This is a genomic window from Pirellula sp. SH-Sr6A (genome assembly GCF_001610875.1).
Taxonomy (GTDB): domain Bacteria; phylum Planctomycetota; class Planctomycetia; order Pirellulales; family Pirellulaceae; genus JBKCUI01.
The window spans coordinates 6,057,594-6,081,998 of the sequence record NZ_CP011272.1; the positions used below are offsets into that span (position 1 = coordinate 6,057,594).

Below are 24,405 nucleotides of genomic sequence, written 5' to 3' on the forward strand. Positions count from 1 at the left end.
TCGTTTTGAAACAACGCTTGACTGCCGATTTGGAGTACATGGCTTAGCAGGTTCGATTCCCGCCCGGTCCACTCGTTGATTCAACAATGGGCCGGAACCTTGATGGTCGCGTAGCGTCCGTCGGGGGAATATCTCTGGTCACAATTTCGTCAAGTGTTTTTTCAATTTTACTGAACCAAAGAACGCTGGAGCTGTTCTTGTAACTGACGTTTCGCAAACCCTTTTTTATCGGACACCGTCCATGGACTAAGCATGAACACTATCGCAGCAACCCTCGACAACTACATAACGCCTATCGGACTGAGCCCAACGCTTCAGCGTCCAACGTTGGTGCTGAACCGTAACTGGCAGCCGATCAACGTAGCGACGGTTGCGCGTGCTCTGGTCATGCTTTGGAACGATTCGGCCAAGATCGTCGACACGATCGATTACCAGCTGTATGACTGGAGCGATTGGAGCCGATTGGTACCGGATCGGGATGAGCCGTTCATCCAGTCGGTACGCCAGCGTATCCGTATCCCAGAGGTCATTGCATTGACCAAGTTCGATGCAATGCCAACGCAGACGGTTACCTTCAGCCGCCGAAACGTATTCAAGCGTGACAAGATGACCTGCCAATACTGTGGAAAGCAGCCTGGCAGCGAAGAGCTCACGATTGACCACGTTGTCCCGCGTGCCCAAGGTGGACAGTCGACTTGGACGAACTGCGTATTAGCCTGCATCGACTGCAATTCGCGAAAAGCAGATCGTACTCCGGCTCAGGCGCACATGAAACTCCGCAAGGAACCAGTGCGTCCAGCTTGGAAGCCGATCTACGCCGATCGAATGAATCGCGTGAAGAGCTGGTCCAAGTTCATTAGCGAAGCCTATTGGATAGTAGAGCTCGAAGATTAATCAACGCAGAAGCTCAGCACGCTGGGCTTCTGTCATACAGGAATGTTCGCCTGGGAGCGGACTCGGTCTCCAAAGCCGATGGACAGTGTTCGAATCACTGCGTTCCTGCTTATAAGCAAGCGTTTGGTCGATGTGGTTCCGACGGCGCGGTGGCCTCTGCTGATAGGCAGTTAGATCATCGTGTTCCGGGAACGGGCTCTAGAAACGACATCGATTGAAGTAGCTCAGTGGGTAGAGCATCAGTCTAGAAAACTGACGGTCACGGGTTCGACTCCCGTCTGACGCAACAAGTTGGCTGCAAACCAACCCGAGCGCGAAAGCGTTCACCAAGTAGCTGGCGGGCAACAGTTGTTTTAATTGATCCGCCTGGTTGAACAGAGAAACCCGATAGGAACACCGACACTCTAACGAGTGAACTAACTCCGAATCGGACGACTCTGTTCCAAACAGGCAACAGACTAGCAAGCTTTGCAGATGAACTGCAAGCTGTTGATAAGTGCGATTCAATCGAGAGTATGTGAAATGGATGCGAAAGCAACCGTTGCCTCAAAGCCTCGAAAGCAATCCCATAGCTCAGCAGACAGAGTTCTTCTCCGCGTTGTCAAACTGCGATCAGTGAACAATCTGTTGCCTTAAGGCGTCTCTAGAATCCATCTGAAATCAAAGTAAGTCACTCGCATCGTGAAAGGTGGCGATCCCAATGTTAGTTAAGAAGATTATGGTCCGCAGCTACGAGGTCGGCCTTAAGTTCAGCGATGGCGAGTTCAAGGGAATACTCCATACTGGAAAGCACTGGATCGTCGACCCATGGAACAAGATCCGAGTTCGCGTAGTCTCCGCTCGCGAACCTTGGTTGGTCGATGATCAACTAGATATGATCGTGAAGTCGGGAGCGATTCAGGGGCGGGCAGAAGTTATCGATTTGAAAGATTACCAGCGGGCACTCGTATGGATCGACGGTCGGTTCGCTCGTGTACTTGGTCCAGGGCTACATGCCTACTGGCTTGGAACTCGCGATGTTCGAGTTGAAGTGATCGACGCGCGAAAAGCCAAGTTCGAGCATGACGATCTCAAGTCCATCGTACGAGCTAACGAAGCAACTCGTTGGCTGGACGTCTGCAAAGTCGAACGCGATTGCGTTGGCGTCCTGTTCGTTGATGGTCGATATGTCGATCATCTCGATCCGGGTTTGCACGCTTTCTGGAAGGAAGCTGCAGATGCCCGCGTGGTCGAGTTAGATATGCGAGAAGCACAAATCGACGTTAGCGGTCAGGAGATCATGACGCTCGACAAGGTAACTTTACGTATGAACGCGCTGGTGACCTATGTGATCAAGGATGCGCGTCGAGCTGTTTCGGCAGCCAGTGATGTGCGTCAGTCGCTTTACCGTGAAGTACAGTTGGCTTTGCGAGCAGTGATCGGTGGTCGAGAGCTCGATAGTTTTCTGACCGGTAAGGACGATGTCGCTCAGGAACTTGAACAGCAAGTCCGTGAGCAGGCAACAGCATTAGGTTTAGAAGTTCGTTCGGTTGGTATCAAGGACGTGATCCTGCCTGGCGATATGAAGGATCTGATGAACCGAGTCACCGAAGCTAAGAAAGCGGCCGAAGCCAACTTGATCGCCCGCCGCGAGGAAACAGCTGCGATGCGAAGCCAAGCCAACACGGCAAAGCTCTTGGCCGACAACCCAACCTTGATGCGACTTCGTGAACTCGAAGTCCTCGAGAAGATCGCTTCGGCAGGAAAGATGAACATCGTGCTAGGCGAGAAAGGCCTTGCCGACAAAGTCGTAAACCTGCTCTGAAACCAAACGCCCCAGTATCTATTTGTACTGGGGCGTTTTTGATTTCAAGAAAACCGAGCTCAAGAGGTATGCTCCACCTGCGCAGGACAAAATGCTAGCCTCCGATGTTGGGCCATATGGAAAGCCGTCCGCCTTGCAAGTGGGATATGGTAGAATGCTTCTTTTTCAAAAGGGACAACATCTTGTGAGATCGTCATGTTCTCTTTCATTGTTATGAGCCTGCTCGTTATGCAAGTAGAAGTATCTGAACCAGCTAAACTCGATCTATGGAACACATTTGTCACAGCGCACCAAGTTCACGATCAAAGTGTTCCCTTGTTCGCAATGCAAGACGGTAATGTGGTTGTCATGAACTATGGATCAAACAAACGCAAAGTACTGAAGCGATCAGACGAAATGGAACAGCGTCTCCGCAAGCTCGGTACTCAGTTGATCGCTGAACACAAAGAGGGTAAGTCCGTTCATGATGGCATTCTCTACATGATGCTGGCTCGCGAGGGCGAAACCCTCGTCCCGCTCTACATCGGAAAGGCGGAGACTTTCGGCAAGGGCGATCGCAATCTATCTGCGAACATTAGAGACTTGGCAAACGGAACCGCCATGTTCGGACGATGGGGATACAACTATGCTTACCACATAGGGGACCTCAGCGCAGTCACTCTTTCTGGCCATCCAGACACGAAGGCATCGATCAAGTACAAAGCATGGCGAGACAAACTGTTTTCTGTCGAGAATGATGTGGTCAAGCCAAAGACTGAATTGCTGTTTTGGGCGAAGCTTTGGGGGCCCGAATGCCAGAGTATCTGGAAAGAGTATGGCACTACAAGACTCGCATTTGAAGAGTATCTAGTGATTGGTGTCGCCAGTGATGTCTTTCCGCAGCATTTGCTGAACAGGGAAGGCAGAACCCGGTAATCCAGCAAACGGTCGCTAGTGGCAAGGACTTCAGATGGTGGACGGCTCTTTAGTCGCAATGCGATTCAAAGCTGTTTGAAACTTCTTCATCGCAACGAGACCGTCGTATTCGGTAGGAAGGGCGTCGAGCAAACTCTCGGACGCGAAGATGACCACTTTGGCTCTGGCTCGACTTACTGCGACGTTCAGGCGATTCGGCGAGAAGATGAACGATGCCGTTTCAGATGCATATTCTGGATCTGTGGTGCACATTGAGATTGTGACCAATTCAACTGTAAGGCCTTGCACGCGTTCAACCGTGTCAACGATGGGAACATCGACAGCGGAGCCGACCTCATACTGGATCAATCGTCGAATCGCTGCTGCTTGTCGCCGATACGGTGTCACAACAGCTAGCTGATCGCTTGGTAGTCCCGACTTGATCGCCGTCGAAACTAGCTTTGCCACGGCATCCGCTTCAGCGAGATTCAGTTGTTGCGATCCGTTGTCTTCAGATCGAATCCAGACCAACGATTCCTTGCTCTCTAACACAGCGAGGACCGGGAATTCCGTTGTGGAATTTGGACCCACAGGTAACGCCAGTCGGCGATGGCGCGATGAAGCCGCCGAAATAACCTTGCCAACTCCCCCATAGAAACTATCGGCGATGAAATTACAGATCGGCTCGTTCAATCGGTAGGATGTGTTCAACATTAGAATCGAGCTAGGATGCGACTGTCTTAGTTTCTCGAAAAGTGAAGTGGCCAATGGACTGGAACTCACCTCTGAATTGAAGACAGGCGGCATCTGCTGATCATCGCCAAATAGCAGTGTGCTGCCAGCGCCGAAAAGCCCAGCACATATTCCTTGGCAAAACGGCAACTGTCCGGCTTCGTCGATCAAAACGACGTTTGGCGCAAGCCCGCTAGATTGCACGGCAAGGTGCTGGAGCGCTGACAGGAACGTCATACCGATGATTTGCTCACTACCAGTTCTACTGCTGTCTTGGCGGACAGCGTCTTTCAATAGAAGGCACTCGATGTCATCAGGCAGCGACTCTCTTCGCAATGCGTTACCAACCTTGACCAACTTTCGTTTCGGGAATGACGATCGGATGGCCGATAGGGCATTGTTCACCGCCTGGTGTGTAGGCGCGAGGATCAGCACTCTTCGGCCTAACCGAGAGAGTGCCTCTGCCACCATGGCCAACAGATTGGTCTTACCGGTTCCTGGCGGGCCTTGGATTCCCAGAATAGAAGGTTCGTTGACGCACGCTTCGAGTGCACACCTCTGTGAAGCATCAACACCGAAGGGGAACTCCGAAACGACTTTCTCAACCACCATCTGGCGTTCATTCGCGTTCGTAATCTTTTTCACCAGCGGTGTCGCGCCGTCCTCTGTTAGCCACCGAAAGAATGACCACCCCGCCTGCCCAGGTTGCAACTTCTTAATCGATTGAACGATAAGTGGTGTAAAATCGCGATCGAGTTCGACCAATGTCCAGGGCCCTGCGAAAACATCCTCTGGCACCCGAGAAAGTGTGATGCGCAACACTCGCCCCGCTTCTTCAACATCAGTCACTTCACCAGTGAGGCGTCCATGTTCCGATGCACTAAGCACAACATGGCTACCCGGCCGGATGCGTGATTCATTATGCTTACATTCAAGGGTCACAGGTGATTTCTCGGTCCGAGTCACCATGAGTCCCGTGATCGCACGGCCAAGATGACTCATTGCATCATCCGACAACAGTTTATAGATCTTCTGTTGCTTCTCGTTTTCCCGTTGCTCCGCAAGCACGAACTCGATTAGTTGATCTGGCGTCATCGCTACCGCCTACTTCGTCATTGCATACGTGGTACTTCCGTTGGGCTGGGTGGGTTATGCATATCGACACCCGGCGATTGATCAAACTCCAGGCGTTATAACTACCAGGGATCATCATCCGGGCGATCCGATCAATTTAGCTTTGATTGGATCCGAACGCGATTTGAGACGAGTCATGCTCGCTTCGGGGTGGCTGGTTGCCGACCCACTAAGCATCAAAGACGATTTGAGGATCGCAGCGGACACGGTGCTCGGGGAATCCTACGTCAACGCTCCGGTCAGCAATCTGTTTCTTTGGGGGCGAAAGGAAGATGTGGCGTTTGAACAACCCGTCGGCAACGATCCACGGAAACGGCATCATGTTCGATTCTGGCAATCATCTGAGCTCGATGCCGATTCGCAACCAGCCTGGATGGGTTCTGCCTCCTACGACAAGCATGTTGGACTTAGTCACACGACAGGCCAAATCACTCACCATATCGCAGCAGACGTTGACGCCGAGCGTGACCATCTTTTCGAAACCTTGCGAGCCAGCGGTGGGCTTGCCAGCGAACAGGAAGTTAAGAATTTTCACACTATACGGGAGGGGCGCAATGGTGGCGGCGACCCGTGGTATACCGACGGTCGTTTATTGATCGGCACATTGGCGAAGAGCTCGGAATGAGCGAGTGCGCTGGATGTATAGCTGGTTTCAAGAGAAACCAGCCACTTCAGGGGCAAATTGATTGTTGGACTTGAGGTTGTGAGTCCTATGGCAAAAAAATCTTTCCATACTAAATACTTGGTTCGCGAACCTGATGATGATCGACTACATGGATCGTCCTCCACCGGCCCCTGACCTGATCAAAATCACCGACATCTTTTTGGTTCCCAGCAGTTTTCTAGTCGCCGCCCTTGGTACGGCTAATACAAACCTCCATCGAGCTGTGGTTTCCGTAGTCGGGTTGCTCCTCAATGTCCTGTGGTGGTTCTCGCATCGAATCGCCGACGTACAGTTACGCATCGAGGGTGCGGAAAGGAGTCTTGCCAACGTCAATCGCGAGCTCGCGGATTGGGAGAAGCGGGAGCTTTTCATTCAAGAGATCGACGAGGCACTCATCGACTTCGATCGGATCTGGGAACCTCTCACGACTCGGGAAAAAGCACGGCTCCTTGCTTTGGTTGTTCCGAAAGTCGAGTTCGACCATAGCGATAGTACCATCGTCATCTCGTGTCACGACAGCTGCGTCGAGTCGCTTGAGCAACAACCTATGGAGGTCTAAATGGTAACTATCAAACAGAAACTCAGCATCAACATCGCAGAGCATGGTCGAATTCAGATCCGATCCATTGATCCGAACAAAGCGAAACGAAGAGAAAGACCATCAGGCCGAGTCCCTCGCATTTCCCGGCTGATGGCCCTTGCGATCCATTTCGATGAGATGCTTCGAACGGGAGAAGTATCTGACAAGGTCGAGTTAGCTGACCGCGAGCAAGTCACTCTGCCACGTATGAACCAAATCATGGCCCTCAACCAGCTGGCACCCGACATTCAAGAGCAGCTACTGTTCTTGCCACGCGTCACCGAAGGCAAACCGGAGATCTCTGAGAAGAATCTCCGCGGAATAACCATGCTTGACGACTGGGACGAGCAGAGAAGAGCGTCGGAAATCATGAGGTCGTGTAGCCAATCCAAAACAAGTTATTGACTCCGACGCTCCGGCGTGCCAAACCGGTGCGAGTTGGCGGTCAAAGTGAAATCCTCGGCTTGGGGTAGCGTTTCCAGAACACGTTTCAGTGAATCGGAAACTAAAAAGTGCGAGTGGCTAGGGCAGGACCGTTCGTCCTGAGGGTGTACAACGCCGAGAGCTTTTGCCTCTAGGTTTGCCAAATCAACTGGCCCAAAAAACGAAGGCCGTTATGGATGTTGGCAACTAGAAGCATACCAGACCATGTTACGCCAAGGCGTTCTCAAATAGAACAAGCAGGCGCGCCCAAGCTTTTTCGGACAGCTCTTGGTTGTAAACTTTGGTGTCTGGAGGACACCATCCATGGCCTGCTTTGTAGACCTCAATCTCCGCAGGCAAGTTGGCTTGAGCGAAAGAGTCCGTCAGCACATTCTTTGTCTCTGGTTCTTTTTGGTCATCGTTTTCGGCAATGCAAATCAGAAACCGCGCTTTCATCTTGGGTATCAACAGATGAGGACTATCGGGTCTTTGGGTGACGAGTCCACCGCCGTGAAACGTGCCGCCAGCGCCGATGCGTTCGGGAACTGCCGCTGCGGTTCGCATCACAATTGGACCACCCATGCAATATCCGATCGTGCCGATCTTCTTCTTCGTATCGGTTTGCGGCTGAGCGTCGAGCCACGCCACTAACGCTTTGGCATCATCGATATGCGTCTTCTCGCTCAATGTACGCGCTAGTGGAAAAACATCTTGAATTGGTGTGCTGCTTGCATCCTGTGCTACTGGCGCTTTCTTGGATCGGTAAAATGGATTGACTACCAGCACGCTGTAACCACATTCTGCAAGCCGCTTGCCCATCTGTCTGAACGCAGGGCGCAAGCCGAAGATATCTGGCCAAACAGTTACTGCAGCATGTGCGCCGTTTTTGGGCGTAACGAAGTACGCATCACAAACACCATCCGGCGTCTTGATGTCGACTTCATTCTCAGCGACTTCTACTGCGTGTGCCGTACTTGGGAATAACAAGGCGGCACCAATGCCAGCTGAAACCATCACGCCTAAATCCCTGCGTGAGTACTTCTTTGCATCTTCGTCAAAATGATCTTGATCGCACATATGTCACTGCCATTTAAGTTGAAGCTAAAGTCCCCTGAATCCAGTCGATAGACGAATCCGAAATTAGAGCTTGACGCTACTCGGGAATAAATGGGGGCAGTTCTCTTTTTTCGACCTTCCTGATTGTTGGACTGCGGTGTGGGAGATGACCGGGGCACGAAAACACTTCCTCGTAGATTGGCGGCCTTACGACCAAATCTGCATTGGCATAGCTAGTTCAGGAGGGCGTGTCCTGTGCGTTCTGTCCGGTCGCTTAACGCGCTCCGGTCACACAAACCGGTCGATTACTTAGAATTTCCTCCGGCAACATGGGCACCCGCCGTCATGACCCTTGATCAACGGTAAAAATGCTGTCGGATGCGGAAGCGTGGTTATAGCTCGGAACGCCAGCGGATCGCGCTCCGCGTAAGGGCGGCACGTGATACCATCCGACGCTATAGGACATTTCGGAAAGTGCGTTCGAGAACTCGGCAAGCCATGGAGCGGCTGCCGGTCCCATCGATTTCACAACCCCTGTTTCCTAACGTATCACGGGGGGATCGTCTCATGGAAAGCCAAAAGGAAAGTTAGCTAGCTCACGCTGCCGGCATGGAGGTCTAGATGATCACTATCAAATAGAAACAGAGCCTCCACATCGCAGCGCATGGCCGGATTCAGATCCGATCCATTGATCCGAACAAAGCGAAACGAAGAGAGAGACCATCAGGCCGAGTCGCTCGCATTTCCAGGCTGATGGCTGTTGCGATCCATTTCGATAAGATGCTTCGAACGGGAGAAGTATCCGACATGGTCGAGCTAGCTGACCGCGAGCAAGTCACTAAGCCGCGGATGAGCCAAACCATGGTCCTCAACCAACTGGCACCGGACATCCAAGAATCTCTAATAAATCTGCCGGCCACTAAAGGCAAACCCGATAGACGCGGAATGCGGAGTTAGCTTTTTCCGTCCAGTCCTGAGTCCGACCGACAAACACTTGGTCGTCTCCTGCGACACATATCACTCGCGTACAAGCCAACGCGATTGGGGCGGAAAACATTCCGACAAGACCGACCATGAAAGCCACGAAACTTCGACGCATGAACACTGCTCCAGATAAGAATTTTTCGTTCTACGATTCAACTGGTCTGCAATTGAAGCGGAAAAGCATTCTGCCACGGCATTTCGAACAGCGAACTCGACTGCGATCGTATCTTACCATCAAACTCATCTTGGTTAGGTTGATGACCTTACTCTATCCGTGCCGGTGAATCTCCCCGCAGCGACCCAGTCTCGGGCACATGTATACTTGCCCAGAAGTCCAGCCACGAATGAGCCAAATCATGGTTTTTATTCAGCTTGCACCGGACCTTCAAGAGCAGCTACTGTTCTTCTCCCGCATCACGGAAGGCAAACAAGAGATCTCCGAAATGACTCTCCGCTCGATAGCCGATTACCATCAGCGCCGGATAATTCGAGATACTGTACGGCGAGCCGCCACCACACATCCGCACCCGCTGGGGATGTCCTTAGAACGCCTTCAGGCCATTTCGGGTCGGAAATCCCAAGAAAAGACGCAGATTACCTTCTAGAGGGTGAGCGCAAATCAGGAGGGCAGGCAGCCCATTCGACCTGTTTGGTGGGCTACAATGCGACTTTTGTTTTCCGGCGCGGGCGCCGGAGAATTACTAGTTATCGCAGAAGCGAGTGCACACCTCAGAGGGACACATTGACTCCTGAACAGCAAATTCGGTGGGGATACGCCGGTGTGATCGTAACGCTCGCGGTGATAGCAAGCCTATCCACATCAGGATCAATGAGTCCGGTGGCGATGCTCATGTTTGCATCAATGGCGATGCTCAACGATGCGAACATCGAGCAGGCGACTGACACACTCTTTTATTCGCGAAATCGTTGGTTGATGCTAATTATTTGTATGGGAGTTTCGATCTCCCCTGCGTTACTTGTTGGCGATGCTATCGTGAGAACAGAAAATTCCAATTTCCCGCTTTGGATACGTTGGGTGTTGGCCTCGGCGATCGCGATACTGACTGTTGGTTGTGCTATACTTGGTACGATACGATCAACTACTTCAATCAGCGTCAACCAAGCACATGACAAGCGATAACAATCCTATGCACCTAAGCCCCCGCCGGTGCTTTACTGACTTTCGAGACATCTCTTGCGGGGGCTAGGTGATGGGTTGCGTTCGTCGAAAGAAGATCGCTAGAGTGAAGGCTCGCTTCTCGCTAAGAACTCTGATCGCGACGCCCGCCTGCATCGCGATTTTACTTGCTTCATACACTTGGTTCTCGCCGGGTGTTACCGTGACGGTACGAAATAGAGGTTTTTCAACACTCGTTGATCTGAAGGTACATGTAACCGGCAGGTCCTGCGAACTCGGTGACATTGCTAGCGGTTCAATAAGAGAATGCAAAACAAACCCAACGAGTGAATCACACGTGGAGATTTCATACCAGCTAACTGACGGAACGACCAAGCGCCACACAGTTGATTGCTACTTCGAATCGGGCTACCGCGGTGCGGTCGAAGTCGAAATACAAGACGGAGAGCTAATCCACTCGTCGCATCAAATTCAATTCTCGTTTTTGTGACATGTGGCTTGCTCTGGGGTACAATCGACGAACAAAGGATTACAGCAAAGCGCTCGATCAGCCGCACCGGCTTGCTTTAAGTGTACTGCTCGCACTTGCTGAATCCAGTCGTTCGTCCAATTTAATGCAGTTCCTCGCCATAGTTATTTGCATATGCGATTCTCCCTGTTTTCGCTGCTTCTTCTGACCACAGTGGTCGGAGTTGCATTGGCGACAACAATAACAGCAGCCATCCAGGACAACGGACGGATGATTCTCGACGTCACGAAATTCATCGTGGTTTTTCTCTCGGCGGCCGCATTGACAACCGGCATTCTATCGTCGGGTAGGATTCAAGTGTTTTGCCTTACTTGGGGGATCTTCGTCGTTACGCAGGACTTGTGTCATTCTACTCCTCTTGTTGTGAAAGAGTTGGTGGAGAATGCGTTAATCCCGCCACAAGAATCGTCTGAACGCGTGACGCTTGCCACAACATATGTATTCGAGATCACTGGAGTCTGGTTTGATATTCGCGTTGCGACCATCGCCGCATGCGTAGCCGTTATGCTCTCAACTTCGAAGCGGCTTGAAAATTATGACATCCAACGTTAAAAGGAATTCGAGCAGAATGCAAATGACTAGATCGCTTAGGTTTGTACCATGGAGTTCGACACCGCTTTAGCATAAACAGGACGAACCGTCCCATGCACCTAAGCCCCCGCTGGTGCATTACTAGCTTAAGAGGCATCTCTTCCGGGGGCTAGGTGATGGGTGCCGTTACGCCAGGAGATGCGATTGACAGAACCGTCAACTATCAAACTTGCGTCCGGACGTGAGATCGCGATTGGGCGAATCTATCAGTCCAGAGCTTACGAGGGACTGATCGAAGGCTTGCCAACACGAGAGCGCAATGCGAGACGGATTCCATACTTCTGCAACAAAGCCCAGAATCTGTGGAAACTCAAGGTTCACTTGATCGAACCGTCGGAGACCCCAATCGAGTACGATGGGAAGTATCCTTTTGGTACACCCGCGATGCTCCCTGGTACGGTCTGCTTTGGTCGATTCTCATCCTTGCAACCAGCGCGTGACAAGAACATGGATGGATCTGAATTGACCATCGTGTGGTTCCAAAGCGACTTTGCTTTTCCCATTGATGCCCCTGTCCTCAATGCAATTCGAAAGCTGGATTGGGAAGCGATCGCTGTGGACTACCAGTACTAAAAGCGTAACAATGGCATGCACACGAAGCCCTCGATCAGCCGTTTTTGACTTGCGTAGAGTCAATCGCTCGGACTCAGTGACGCCGGTCGTTATTTGGCAAAGGCATGACAGCGAATCTCAAACCTCGAACGATACCACACTTCGTCGTATCGGCAGCCGTAGCCGTCTGCTTACTTGGCTGCGGTACCACCACGTCACCACCTGAATCGACTGTAGAATGGATCGACCCAAACAAGATCCAGCAAGGCCCAACACTACACGACACATTACCGGCTGAATTGCTGACTCGAATCAAAGCGGTCCATGAAACATTTGCTGACGTCGATGGAACACCGCTTGAAAAGTGGATTGACGACTTCAAGCGTGACCTCGACCCGGAAGGTAACATCCGCGTATGGGAAGACATGCAGGTTGCTTACAATTCATACTGCAACCAACGCGAACTGCCACTTGAGACACGAAGAGAGGTCTTCAGGATCGTCCTGATGCGATCAATGATGCCCGACAAGGACGTGCTCGCCCGACTTGAATTAGAGCATGTCCCTGCTGATGACGTGCCCATTATCCTTGCTGCATATCCAGGTGATGCGAAACCGATCGACGTGATTCAAACTGATCAGATACCCCCAAAAGCCAAATAACAAAACATTGTACCGAAGCCGCCGACGGTGCGCTGTGGGATGGTGATTCTTGTTCGGCGGCTCGGGGAATGTTGGCGTTCCGTTGTGAAACCCTCAAGCAGTACGGTCCAGGACGAAGAATTAGTGCCGACACATCAATGAACGATATCATTGCCAAAACATCCTTCGACTGCATCGACCAAAAGGGCAACGCCTTCGTGACAACAGTGGAAATTGGCGTCCCAAAACCGTTCGAATCAAAAAGCGGATCGATAGACTACAGTTGCTCTGTAGCCGTATTGCCTCTTAACGTGTACCGAGAAATGGGAGCGTGTGGAACTGATTCCTTGATGGCATTGAGTTTAGCAATAGAGAATACGCGTCAGATACTGAGAGCGTTTGTGCAATTGGGGGGGCGGGTTTACTACTCCGGAACCAAAACCCCAATCGATATCGATAGCCCGACGTTTCAACCAGTCGCAGAGCACCTTGTAAATCCGCAGTTCCGCGTCCAGTGAACTATACAATCGTCATTGAAATCGAAAACACAACAGAACAAATGGTTGCAGACGAAGCCCTCGATAAGCCGTTTCGACTTGCGTAGAGTCAACTGCTCGGGCTCACTGAACCCAGCCGTTCGCCCATCGAGGAAGCCTTTTGGCAGTGCATGAATCAATGCGGTTGATACTGTTTTCCGGACTTGCCGCCGACGCCAATGTCTTCGTTTCGCAGAAACTCACCTTTCCGCAATTAATCGTTCCCGCATGGCCGAAACCTCGATCAAATGATACGCTAGACTCGTACTGTGAACGACTTGCGGACATCATTCGACCGGACGTTGGCACACTCATCGGAGGTGCTTCGTTCGGTGGCATCATTGCGATACATGTCGCGCAATACTTTAGGCCCGCAGCATTGATTTTGATTGGTAGTCTTCGATCGCCTTCCGAACTGCCTCGTTGGATACGGTTTTGCCGTCCACTGAAACCGTTGATTCCGCTGATTCCGGTTCGACTGCTTCAAATTCTCTGTGCTCCGATTGCATCGCAACTTGCTCGACAATGGTGCCCACACCATTGCGGTCTAGCTCGTCAATTCCGCAGCGCCGATCCAGCGGTGTTTATATGGTCGCTTGCCCGAATTCTTGACTGGAATGTTGCTCCTGTGTTGGATTGCCCAGTGTTTCACATTCACGGTGATCGTGACCTCGTTCTGCCAATACGATATACTAATGCCGATACGAAGATTGCTGGTGGCGGCCACGTGATTTCGCTGACACATCCACGAGAGGTCAACGACTTCATCCGTTCCGCTATCACCCAAGTATCGGGCGAACAATTGGAAGCACCAAAGTCGCCGAACGGTGCGTTTTGACAATGGAGCGATCACTCCGTCGACTTGGTGATCCGTCGCGTTACCCGAATGAGGCCATGTTGATCCGACCCCTTGTTCTCATTGGCTTGGTTGTGATGCTAGCTACGACCGGATGCAATCGCACGGACCGGCGTCTCGCATTCAGTGCTCACTCTAAGTCTGCGATTCCGAAAACTGCAACCTTGATTCATAGCGGTGCTCAATACGCTGGATTTGATGCAAGTTACGGATTCGTATTTGACGTAACAGATGGTGCAGTTGTGGACCAACGGGTGCATTTGCTTTTATGGCACTTTTGCGGTGTGGTAATCATTGAGATTTCTGAGTTCTTTGACGCGCATCGGATTTCGGTCTTGGCGACTCGTCAAGTTTTGGGAGTGCTTGCTTTCGGTTCCGCTTCATTTCGTACTTGACCACCGCTCGGTCATCATCCCATCTGCCACTCAGTATCGATGATCGGATCGTAAGTATCTTCTCTGCCTTTTGAATTCGCCAAAACGTTCCGCTGTTCTTCATCCGAAGATTGATCACTCGACGTATCGCACTCTCAATCGATCCACTTCCAAGTGGGAGTCCCATCAGCTTGAACTTCGGATAGTCCAGGCGTCCTGCCTCCCCGTGGCTACGAATGTATTCGATGACTCGTTTGATTTCTGATCGATCGGCAGAGGATAGATCCTCGGCCTGACTTAGCCGAGCAGTGAGCACTTCGACAACCTGCGACCATTGACCATCTCGCAATCGACTTCGCAGTTCATTGGAATTCGATGGTTCACTTTCCCCAGCAGCATTCAAAGAACGATCCAAGGGCTGGAGGGCTTTGCCTAGGTTCTCTACGGCGTGGCACACGTCAAGCACTTGATTGACAACCACTGCGGATTCCACCTTCGCTTTAGCAAGTATCGAATCGATCCGTCCCCAGATCCAAGTCGCACCGTCGCTATTGAACGTAATCGTCTTTGCTTTATTGGCTCCCAAGCGATGGAGGTGCATGCTGATTAGTCGTTCCATATAGTCTGCGTCACCGAATGAGCCATCGATCAGAACTCGAACCGCTTCGTCTCTTCGTCCATTGTCATCGTGCGCGTAGATGATTAGCAGTTTTGGTTCTCGCCAATCGGCCTGAAAACGACTGGATCTACGCGTTTCCTTGGAGCGTCCCGCACTTAGCTCGCCTGTGACTTGCGATTGGGTTTTTCCAAAGTTTTCCACAGGATCGATCCATTCCAGGACGCCGCGTGTTCTCGTCCGGCCACCGTCAATTTGCACCGATACTCGCCTTCCAGTGAATTCGCAACCTTGCTTCATATCGCCGCGCTCAAATTGCTCCAGCATTCGTTCCCGGACGGTTAGGGATTCCGATCCTGCGCGAGAGACGATACGGTCGATCGTTGTTCGCGTTAACTGAATACCGTCTCGTTGCAATTCGACGTATGCTTGATCAAGCGATGGGGCCAACGCCACTGTCCGACACACTTTCGATACAAGCCAAGGAGAAACGTTCTCTGAAAAGCCATACTGGCTTAGATCGATATCGAGTCCCGGCGTATGATCTTCGCGACTTGCGGCTGGAGATTTCGGTTGACAGTAGAGGGTAGCTGCGTAGCTGATATGGCCAGCGCCGAGATGGACTTCGACTTGTCGTTCATGTCCAGCTCGCAGCGGTATTGCGTATCCCAATCGTGTTTCCTCGCAACGCTTATCGTGCTCCTTGGAATTCATGGAATTGGCAATCATCCCAGTAAGACACAGCCCCGCTCCGAGGTCGAACAATTCTTTGACCTGCTGTTCGACGAACTCCATTTGCATGGGGTCATTGTTGAGAATCACTTGTAGCTGGGCAATTTTTTGATACGCCTCGGCAAGAAACATCCCCATTGTTTGATTGGGATTATTGACTTCAGGTCCTACGCGGTCGAACACATTCCACCTTCGCATGATCGCCTCCATGTCGTTGGGAAGAAACCCCAATCATCACAGCACGGTAAGCGGTAGTGATCATTATAATGCGAAAGCCGTCGCAACACTGTTTGCTAGCATCAGACCAGGCGTGCTAGCTTTAAACCATAAACGCAAATGCACCCGTAGCCAACTGCTGACAACAGAAGATCAATCGCCAGTTACAATGGATCAGGACCTGATAGAGGCGTCAAGAATTCAACAATTATTATCACATCCCCTGTTCGCCGATCCAAGACGAGGGCGACGACATTCCACTCCAATGTAGTCCATGGAAAAACGCACGAATTCGAGTGACTGGTGCGATATCCTAAGAGCGCTTTCACCGTTGGCAACAAGGCGTGCTTGGGTCAAACGCGATCGACTAAAGTTTGAGGACGGCTATGAAGCGCCGTGAAGATCGTTTACGGGATTAGAAAATAAAATCGAACACTCCCCCGATCGCTGGCGCGCATTGAGCAGTACCGATTGGGAACATCCTGCAAACTACTGCTACGACTATCCTGGGATCCTACCTATGCGACGAGGCGGTCACTTAGCAGCCCGTTGAAAAAGTCTGGATTCGCGCTACGTTATATCGATCATCGCAGATGCCATGGAGGAGAGCACGATGGCCCTTGGTCGACGCAAATCGGTTCAGCAGCAAGATCTCTTTATTACAGCGGAAGATCTTCCCCGCTCAGTCGGGCATGTTTTTTATACGAAATTAAATCGACTTCTCGATGAGGCAGGATTCGATTCCTGGATCGAGAAGCTCTGCAATCCCTATTACAGCCAAGCCCGCGGCCGTCCCGGTATTCCACCCGGAGTTTACTTTCGAATGCTCTTGGTAGGCTACTTCGAAGGGATTCAGTCTCAACGCGGTATTGCTTGGCGATGTGCAGATAGCCTGTCGATTCGACAGTTCCTTGGCCTTAAATTGACCGATCACTCGCCGGACCACTCCTCGCTGACTGTGATCCGTGAACGCTTACCCGATACGGTACACGAATCTGTTTTCGAATGGGTTTTAAAACTCGCTAGCGAAAAGAAGCTTCTCGGAGGGAAGACGGTAGCCGTAGACTCAACAACTCTCGAAGCCGATGCTGCTATGAAGAGCATCGTTCGAAGGGATACCGGCGAAGACTGGCGTTCCTATGTGATCGGCCTGATGCGAGCTGAGGGCCTCGTGAAGGAGAATGAAGAGCCTTCGGATGAAGAGATTCGTCGCTTCGATAAGAATCGTAAGGGGAAGAAAGTTTCTAATGAAGATTGGGTGAGCAGCACGGATCCGAGTGCCAAAATCGCAAGGATGAAAGATGGAACAACCCATCTTGCCTACAAGGCCGAACATGTCGTCGATATGAAATCGGGAATGATCTTGGGGGCGGAAGTGACCTCTGCTGACAACCCCGATTCTCAGTCGTTGGAAGATAGTCTTCACAAGGCTCAAATCCACTTGAACGAGGCTGGAAGCGATACCGAGATTCAAGAGGTAGCAGCCGACAAGGGCTACCATTCAACAGAAACCTTGTCTGAATTGGCTGAGCACACCAACTACCGAACCTATATCCCAGAGCCCAAACTTCCTGGGGGACGTAAGTGGAGTAAGTACACTTGCCAGCAACGCCAAGCGGTTCTTGCAAATAGACGAAGAGCCAAAGGGAACAAGGGCCGCAAGCTTCAACGGTCGCGAAGTGAGAAAGTGGAAAGGACGTTTGCCCATTTGCTAGAGACGGGCGGAGGTCGCCGGTGTCGGTTGCGAGGAACCGTGAAGATCCAGAAGCGATACTTTCTAATGACAGCGGCTTACAATCTGGGGGTGGTCATGCGCATGCTCTTTGGAGTCGGCACTTCGAGAAGCCTGCAGGGGGTGATGCGGGCTGTTTTTTCCTTTTTTACGGCTGTGCAAATGCATTATGAAGCCTTCCCAATCGATCGAGGCGCACATTACCGCGCCGATCGAAGAATTAGGAACCGCTTTACAAGTTCGGAATGCCCATTTCAAAAACTGAGCAGGTCACCCGAAATCGCGATATCTTCAACGGGCTGTTAGGCTGCATGGCTGCCGACAACTCGAAGTCGACGAATTCCGCGAAGTGAATCCGCTGCAAAGAAATCCAAAAACCGATTGGCAGAATCGAAGGTCGCGAGTTCGGACGCAATCTCCAACGCTTGCGTTCGCGGCATATCGGTTCGGTAAATCAGCTTGAACAGAGACTTCAGTTCTAACCGTTCCGAAGGTGTGAAGCCAGCCCGCATCAGCCCAACCGTGTTCAGTCCAACAATTTCGCCAGCGTGATTTGTGAGCGTGAAAGGTGCAACGTCTTGACTTATCATCGTGACCGCGGCAATCATTGCCAATTCGCCTATCCGTACGTGCTGATGCACCCCTGAATTACCAGCGATGATCGCTCGTTTACCGATGTGAACATGCCCGCCCAGCAAAGCACCACTGACCAGCGTCACCCCTTCCTCGAGCACACAATCATGGGCAACGTGGGAATTCGTCATGAGGTAACAACGATCTCCAACGACCGTTGCGCCTCCTGCGATGGTGGCGCGATGGATCGTCACCCCTTCTCGAATGACACAGTGATTCCCGACCAAACATCGCGTTAAACCGGGCGCGGACTTAAGGTCTTGAGGTTCATCGCCAATCACTGCATGGGAATGAATCAAGCAGCCTTCGCCGATTTCCGTTGCCCCCAGCACTACCGCAGAGGGACCTAGTCGACAATTCGCTCCAATCGTGACGGGGCCATCAATGACCACATTCGGTCCTACTTCGACCGTTTCGTGGAGCGTCGCGGCAGCATCAATCCATGCCGTTCGATGAATAGCCATCTGCAATTTCCTGGGAATCAAGCTACAAAGGCCCGATGTCAATTCACAGCGAATAGGCAGTAATCGTCCACTAAGCTAACTTGTGAGCGACAGAATCCGAATCCGGCCGACCGGTGTCAAGATCACTTCTCGCATCCGGGAGAAGTTGCACTCTACACCCATCCGAAACAATCGACGATTCCACAAGATTCGACGACGAATCCGATTGAGGTCTTACAAGTGGTGTCTCGTAGGAAGAAGCCTCGCGATGCACTATGAAAGGGATCGTGGGCTCGTCACTGCAAAAAAATTCAGTCGAGCTGCCAGACGGGTTGGTGAATCATTTTCGATGATGTGTAGGAATGCGTTTCCACCGATCGAATCTGCAGATCGCGATCCCATTCAGAAAGTCTGCGAGCTTCTTGGCTAGTCATTTTCTAGACTGCCTCGACGTTTCCTCAAAAGCCTCAAAGGAAGCCCCCCCACCGACAAGGCTCAACGACCAAAGAGCCAAAAACGGTCGGTAATCGCCTCCAATTCTTGGTAATCGTGATGGATCTCGCAGGTAGTTTCAAAACGCCGAGTTGCCGAAAAGTGCTTTTACAGAGTGCCGCGCATCCATGCAGGGCTCGGTATTTCCACGCGCTAGATACCAGGCGGTCTTTGGGAAGACAACCCTTCGGTTCTCACAAGCGATCGCGACGTAACACCCATCACAAATCGGTGTTGACCACAAACCTTCGGATCAATGAGCCGCTAAATCGGCTCTTCTGGAACCACAATTGAATGGTCCGCAGCATAAGGAAGTCATCACAGGCCAATGCACGTCAACAAGTATTTTCCGCCAGTCCGTCGGTCAACATCTCTTGCACGCGTGCCATAGGTTGATTCATGATCCTTGCCAATTCTGCGTTCGGTCAAACTACTTGCTCGTATGTGAATATCCGACAAAAATCTGTCAGCGACAAAGACGCAGTTCATCTCTCCTCTGAGTCTTTGCATCCAAGCTGCGAGGATTCTACTTGATGCTGCAAACTACAAACCACTTTTCACACGCAGGGCCGCTCGCGTCTAATGAGAGCAAAAACTTGTAAGACTGGCACGCTTCCATACACGAGACAAAAACCCTCCCGTCCATTCATATGCCATCCCAACGATAGCACATGACAGATCATTTCGAATCCGTGATCGTGGGCGATCAGCAGTTGCAGGTCTTCTCGAATTCATCGACCTGCTTTTCGGCTCTGTAGTTCCCTCAGATGCGATGCCATGATTCGAGTGTAGTGTTGCGGGTCCGAACTAGCCGCAGCCAACAAAGCTACCTTTTTGCCCGGTCCGCCTGCCAGCCGTAGAAACTCATCCCATACCAGCTTATTTTCGAATCGTTCATAGCCGCCCATTATGAAGAGCGATCCGGAGTGCGTTATCGTTTCAGCGCGCAAGGGGGCGCACACGAGCATCACTACCACCAAGGCAATTGACAAACCTATACAGCATTTCATTTGGTATCACTGCTTCGGAACGAATACTGACGTTTGGAAACTTCGAACATTTAGCGGCGACTCTTTCCCACGCACACGGCACCCCACCAGCACGCTGGTCAGCTGGAGATCGAGCAGTCGTTCCTATCTAGTTTCGCTTCCAATTCCCTTTTCACTTTGTCTGGCGATAGTTATCCGATCTTCCCCTCTCGCCAAAGAACGAAATCGATTAAGCCCGCACACACCAGGAACCACAATCATTTGGGGTAACTTTGTCGCGCCGAGTACAAAAGTAAAACAAAAGGCGAGTAAAGCCAGAGTGATATTCCCCCCGACGAGGCAAGTGTTGAAAAAGCTATGTGGCACTACCATTTTCGATCGGTCATTCGGAGCCCTCCGAATCTGGTATGGACGGATCTGAAATATGCAGAACTCTGGCGATCCGCGAAGCCGAGGAGTTGGTTCAACACAAGTCAAATCGGCCGAACGTGGCCGTCTTCTGCATCGTTTTGTTCTGCCTATTCTTCCTGCTCGTGCTCGGAATCGCCTATTTGATTGTAGCAAAATCTATTGTGCAACACGCAGCCGTGGATCGCGGGCATGGCGATGAAGCCCCTTCAGCGAACACAACGCATCAAATGCATCGGCGACGTACACGATCGTTGGGCGATAAACATTAAGTCGTTCATGGTCAAACAAGTAATGTGCCATGGTTGCCTTGGTTCGATTACGAGCACTAACAACGTTCCACCGAGTACGAGCACGATCGATGCGAGGAAATACCAGAGCAACGTTTTCGCTATTGGCTATCCAGTTGTTCGAATGGGATGTGCTGCCCGTTGATTTGTGCCTCACTCTCCAAGTTCGAACAGGTATCTTTGTTCCGCCCAACCCTCGAGCTTAGTCATCGGTTGGAAAGTCTTTTTGGAGATCTCAAGCTTGCCTTCCTTGATGCCGGGAATGAACAGTAACTGCTCTTGAACGCCGGGGTTCGGCAACGTCACGCGGAGGAATTGGAGATGCGAAGCTGGGTGACTGTCCCCCATTTTTAACCAGTTGATTGATGTCCTTCACCCTATCGAAAGACCAAATGCTGCCCAAGGATGCACACTGCGACTTCCACTCCCATATGGACGGGTCCCCTCGCCCGCATGAATTTCTTCGTGGTATCATGTATTTCATAGCAACTCTATCTCGCACACAAACGTACAGCACCCAACGCCAATGTTCATGACTGGGGCACCTTGCATCCCGCGATATAGTTCTTGTCCGCTGAATGCATTGATTACAAGGACCAAGGGGTCACGTCGTTGGTTTATCCGAGAGGCTTGAGAATGGATCACATCACCTTTGCTGCAGTTGGCTTCTGTCTAATAGGAGTCGTTGCAACGTTTGTTCTATACACAATAACAGTGAAACGCATCGCCGAGCCTGCCCATCGAACAGTTGCTCTGCGGTGGATTTTGGCGTTCGGAACATTTCTTTGCACCTTCATGAGCATCACCCCTTTCCTTGCAAAGGATCAGACCTGGGTTCTTGCATTACCCCTTCTGGGGATTTTTCTTTGTTTGGATTCCCTTCACCGAATTATCGAAGCCCCAAAGCTCAGCTTCCGATTCGTGAGCGATAACTCAACACGATTGCAACTTCCGAATCCGCCACCACAGCAAACCGACTCCGATCAGCCCCACACCGACCAACCACACCGATGGCTCAACCCAGAACGCCAGAAAGAGACAGGAGAATAATCCCAACCAAGCAAGCAGGCTGGGATAGCGGCGTTCGCTATCCGACATTCGAATCGCAGCCAGATTTGTGATGGAGTAGTAGATCAGGACGGTGAAGGCACTGAACGACCAAGTTGTCTTCCCATTCCCTATGACGATAAGTAACGCAATGCAGCCCCCCACCAGCAAAACGGCGCCTGTAGGTGCTCGGCCAGAGATATCGACCCGACTGAACACCTCGGGAAGATCTCGCCTGCGCCCCATTGCTAATACGACACGCGACAAGCCCAGCACTAGGTTGATCAAGACTCCCAGCATCGACATGACGGCCCCCACACCGACAAGGTAGCTTACCTGTGGGATCAAAAATCGCTTTGCAACCATCTCGAGCGGTGCCCCGCTCTCGACAGCCCCACCCTCGAACGCAATCGCTCCTACCACGTTGACCGAAACCCACGCTACCGATAGATAGAGCACCATCGATACCCCGAGAGTAAAAATGATGGCGATGGAAATGTTCTTACGTGGATTACGAATCTCTTCACCCAAAGTCGCGATCCGACCATACCCCGTATATGCCACGAACATTAGGGCGCATGCTTCGAGAATTCCCATGAAATGCGAATCGGAACGAGCCTCTCCTATCCCTGCGAGTGTAGCCTTGCCATCGGGCGCAAACCAAACGGTCATTAGCCCGATCACAATAAAAATCGCCAACGCAGTAAGCGTGACTGTCACGACTGACGCATTGAAAATGCTGCTCCATCGAACGCCGAGCAGAACGATGCCCATGACGACAACTAGTAAAACAAGTCCGATCGGAACTTTGAAGCTGTCTGCTTCAACTTGAAACAAACGAAGCCCATAGCTTGCAAATCCAAGGGCTGCGGTCGCCGCCGATGCGCTCTTCGCGCATAGGAACATCCACCCTGCGGTGAATCCAAGGCTCGGGTGCAACCAGCGATATCCGTATTCGTAGGTCCCACCACTGACAGGATGTGCTGCAGCCAACTGCGCACTGCTCAATCCGTTGAGTGTTGCCACCACAGCCGCCACGCCAATCGCCACTACAATCCAATCGCCTGCCTCACGAATCGCATAACCCACGCTTACAAAGATGCCGGTGCCAATAATGGCCCCCAGCCCCATCATCGTAGCGCCGAAAACTCCGACTTCGCGTCGCAATGTTCCCGAAATTGCGTTCGTATGCAAAGCAGTCATCGTGGTGACATCAACGCATCAGGCCTTTGGTAGTTCATCGGGACTTCTCCCGTTAGTGATTTAAGAAACACCACAATCGAGTCAATCTGATTGCCACGTAACTCCCGGTCGACTTGTAGCCTAGCCATGATGGTAACAGCCGCTTTCAAATCGGAAACCGAACCATCGTGAAAATAGGGACCGGTTTTGTCGATATTGCGAAGCATCGAAATGCGGAAGTGAAACTTGTCGGCTTCATTCTCACTCGATTCGAAGAGTCCTTCATCAGGGACCTGTGAATTGGTAAGAGTCCAATAATCTCCGTAAACTCCGAACATCGCTACGTCCTCGCCACCGAGTAATTTACCCGAGTGACAATCTGCACAACCAATATCCAAGAAGAGACGAAGCCCTTCCTTTTGCTTGGCATCGATCGCGACACGATTACCTGCCAGGTAACGATCGAAGGGTGCGGGCGTCGTCAACGTCTCTTCATACGCTTCGATAGCCTTCGCGTAGTTAACGGGTGTAACAGGACTAGGTTGAGTCGGAAACGCAGCCTTGAACAGCGGTTCGTAACCATATCGGGTCAATAACGGGAGCACGTCATCGGCACGGGCGAATCCCATCGAGCCCGTCAGTGATTTCTCAGCTTGATGAGCTCCCGATTTCCGATCTGCCGTCCATCGGAGATTTGGTTGAAGCATCGAGTTGAAAACGGTCTGTGAGTTGCGTTTTGTCCGCTTGCCCTTCGCATCCAAAGAGAATTGCGCCGAATCAGCCCCCCAAGCCGAAGTTGTGTGGCAATTGGCACACGCCACTTTACCGTTGGAAGACAATCGTTCATCCCAGAACAAGCGGTGGCCGAGCTCCACAATGGGGCGTTCCATCTGATCGTCAGGCGATTCGTCCACCGCCCCGAACATCGATTTGGCTCTTTCATGGAGTTTGTCGGCTTCATCTTGAGCCATCGCGCTAGCAGACGCGATGACCAGAACTCCTGCGACTCGACAGAAAACCGTGAACGTATCCCATCGCATTCCACTCACCAGAATCATCCAGGCACCCAGAACCTTCGTCATCTAGCTATCTCCTCACAAAGTGATTTGCGATCTAACGGGCAATCGACGGCTGGATCGTGTCCTTATCGGTGACGCCGCAACCGATTGCATTCTCTCTTCTTTAGGCAACTCAAAAGGCCAATACTAGGAGAAAAATTCTCAAGCGAGACTGTCACTTGGCG

22 protein-coding genes are annotated in these 24,405 nt (G+C 51.6%); 14 read left to right on the forward strand and 8 right to left on the reverse strand.

Annotation, left to right across the window (positions count from 1 at the left end):
• The first annotated feature begins 252 nt into the window (after positions 1–252).
• The 3 genes from VN12_RS23600 to VN12_RS23615 all read left to right on the forward strand — a co-directional run bounded on the left by VN12_RS23600 (position 253) and on the right by VN12_RS23615 (position 3,613).
• On the forward strand, positions 253–894 hold the full coding sequence (locus tag VN12_RS23600) for an HNH endonuclease (protein WP_146679243.1): 642 nt from the start codon (positions 253–255) through the stop codon (positions 892–894).
• 700 nt (positions 895–1,594) lie between these two features.
• Positions 1,595–2,698: a slipin family protein gene (locus tag VN12_RS23610; RefSeq protein WP_146679245.1), complete on the forward strand. Its 1,104-nt coding sequence runs from the start codon at positions 1,595–1,597 to the stop codon at positions 2,696–2,698.
• Positions 2,699–2,893: 195 nt separating this feature from the next.
• On the forward strand, positions 2,894–3,613 hold the full coding sequence (locus VN12_RS23615) for a hypothetical protein (RefSeq protein ID WP_146679246.1): 720 nt from the start codon (positions 2,894–2,896) through the stop codon (positions 3,611–3,613).
• 30 nt (positions 3,614–3,643) lie between these two features.
• Here VN12_RS23615 and VN12_RS23620 read toward each other — a convergent pair whose 3' ends face one another.
• A complete protein-coding gene (locus VN12_RS23620) occupies positions 3,644–5,419 on the reverse strand; it encodes a DEAD/DEAH box helicase (RefSeq protein ID WP_146679248.1) in 1,776 nt (591 codons plus the stop codon).
• 49 nt (positions 5,420–5,468) lie between these two features.
• On the opposite strand from VN12_RS23620, the gene VN12_RS23625 reads away from it, so the two are divergent.
• From VN12_RS23625 to VN12_RS23635, 3 genes are all read left to right on the forward strand, one after another.
• Positions 5,469–6,083, forward strand: coding sequence for an LssY C-terminal domain-containing protein (locus VN12_RS23625; RefSeq protein WP_256388152.1), 615 nt, complete (start codon positions 5,469–5,471; stop codon positions 6,081–6,083).
• Positions 6,084–6,216: 133 nt separating this feature from the next.
• The gene (locus tag VN12_RS23630; RefSeq protein WP_146679252.1) at positions 6,217–6,681 is read left to right on the forward strand and encodes a hypothetical protein; all 465 of its coding nucleotides are present in this window, start codon (positions 6,217–6,219) and stop codon (positions 6,679–6,681) included.
• Complete coding sequence (locus VN12_RS23635) at positions 6,682–7,107, forward strand: hypothetical protein (protein ID WP_146679255.1); 426 nt, start codon at positions 6,682–6,684, stop codon at positions 7,105–7,107. It begins immediately after the preceding gene.
• A gap of 246 nt (positions 7,108–7,353) precedes the next feature.
• Here VN12_RS23635 and VN12_RS23640 read toward each other — a convergent pair whose 3' ends face one another.
• On the reverse strand, positions 7,354–8,202 hold the full coding sequence (locus VN12_RS23640) for a dienelactone hydrolase family protein (protein WP_146679256.1): 849 nt from the start codon (positions 8,200–8,202) through the stop codon (positions 7,354–7,356).
• A gap of 1,319 nt (positions 8,203–9,521) precedes the next feature.
• Here VN12_RS23640 and VN12_RS23645 point away from each other — a divergent pair.
• The 7 genes from VN12_RS23645 (at position 9,522) to VN12_RS26925 (ending at position 13,990) form a co-directional block, all read left to right on the forward strand.
• A complete protein-coding gene (locus tag VN12_RS23645) occupies positions 9,522–9,770 on the forward strand; it encodes a hypothetical protein (protein ID WP_146679258.1) in 249 nt (82 codons plus the stop codon).
• A gap of 137 nt (positions 9,771–9,907) precedes the next feature.
• The gene (locus VN12_RS23650; RefSeq protein ID WP_146679260.1) at positions 9,908–10,306 is read left to right on the forward strand and encodes a hypothetical protein; all 399 of its coding nucleotides are present in this window, start codon (positions 9,908–9,910) and stop codon (positions 10,304–10,306) included.
• Between the two features lie 694 nt (positions 10,307–11,000).
• Complete coding sequence (locus VN12_RS23655; RefSeq protein WP_146679262.1) at positions 11,001–11,384, forward strand: hypothetical protein; 384 nt, start codon at positions 11,001–11,003, stop codon at positions 11,382–11,384.
• A gap of 183 nt (positions 11,385–11,567) precedes the next feature.
• On the forward strand, positions 11,568–11,996 hold the full coding sequence (locus VN12_RS23660; protein ID WP_146679264.1) for a hypothetical protein: 429 nt from the start codon (positions 11,568–11,570) through the stop codon (positions 11,994–11,996).
• Positions 11,997–12,100: 104 nt separating this feature from the next.
• On the forward strand, positions 12,101–12,637 hold the full coding sequence (locus tag VN12_RS23665) for a hypothetical protein (protein ID WP_146679266.1): 537 nt from the start codon (positions 12,101–12,103) through the stop codon (positions 12,635–12,637).
• Positions 12,638–12,774: 137 nt separating this feature from the next.
• On the forward strand, positions 12,775–13,134 hold the full coding sequence (locus VN12_RS23670) for a hypothetical protein (RefSeq protein WP_146679268.1): 360 nt from the start codon (positions 12,775–12,777) through the stop codon (positions 13,132–13,134).
• Between the two features lie 157 nt (positions 13,135–13,291).
• On the forward strand, positions 13,292–13,990 hold the full coding sequence (locus tag VN12_RS26925; RefSeq protein WP_146680055.1) for an alpha/beta fold hydrolase: 699 nt from the start codon (positions 13,292–13,294) through the stop codon (positions 13,988–13,990).
• Positions 13,991–14,299: 309 nt separating this feature from the next.
• Here VN12_RS26925 and VN12_RS23680 read toward each other — a convergent pair whose 3' ends face one another.
• Positions 14,300–15,928, reverse strand: a complete 1,629-nt coding sequence (locus tag VN12_RS23680; RefSeq protein ID WP_146679270.1) for a hypothetical protein — start codon at positions 15,926–15,928, stop codon at positions 14,300–14,302.
• A gap of 631 nt (positions 15,929–16,559) precedes the next feature.
• Here VN12_RS23680 and VN12_RS23685 point away from each other — a divergent pair.
• A complete protein-coding gene (locus tag VN12_RS23685; protein ID WP_240491250.1) occupies positions 16,560–17,984 on the forward strand; it encodes a transposase in 1,425 nt (474 codons plus the stop codon).
• On the opposite strand, the gene lpxA is transcribed toward VN12_RS23685, so the two are convergent.
• From lpxA to VN12_RS23705, 5 genes are all read right to left on the reverse strand, one after another.
• Positions 17,981–18,775, reverse strand: a complete 795-nt coding sequence (gene lpxA / locus VN12_RS23690; protein WP_146679272.1) for an acyl-ACP--UDP-N-acetylglucosamine O-acyltransferase — start codon at positions 18,773–18,775, stop codon at positions 17,981–17,983. The two genes, VN12_RS23685 and lpxA, sit on opposite strands and share 4 nt — an antisense overlap.
• 290 nt (positions 18,776–19,065) lie before the next feature.
• Complete coding sequence (locus tag VN12_RS26665; RefSeq protein ID WP_256388115.1) at positions 19,066–19,188, reverse strand: hypothetical protein; 123 nt, start codon at positions 19,186–19,188, stop codon at positions 19,066–19,068.
• Between the two features lie 1,614 nt (positions 19,189–20,802).
• Positions 20,803–20,946, reverse strand: coding sequence for a hypothetical protein (locus tag VN12_RS26095; protein ID WP_168164610.1), 144 nt, complete (start codon positions 20,944–20,946; stop codon positions 20,803–20,805).
• A gap of 920 nt (positions 20,947–21,866) precedes the next feature.
• On the reverse strand, positions 21,867–23,183 hold the full coding sequence (locus VN12_RS23700; RefSeq protein ID WP_146679277.1) for an APC family permease: 1,317 nt from the start codon (positions 23,181–23,183) through the stop codon (positions 21,867–21,869).
• Positions 23,180–24,244 (reverse strand): cytochrome-c peroxidase, encoded by a 1,065-nt coding sequence (locus tag VN12_RS23705; RefSeq protein ID WP_146679279.1) that lies wholly within the window; start codon positions 24,242–24,244, stop codon positions 23,180–23,182. The genes VN12_RS23700 and VN12_RS23705 overlap by 4 nt, the downstream gene beginning before the upstream one ends.
• Positions 24,245–24,405: the final 161 nt, after the last annotated feature.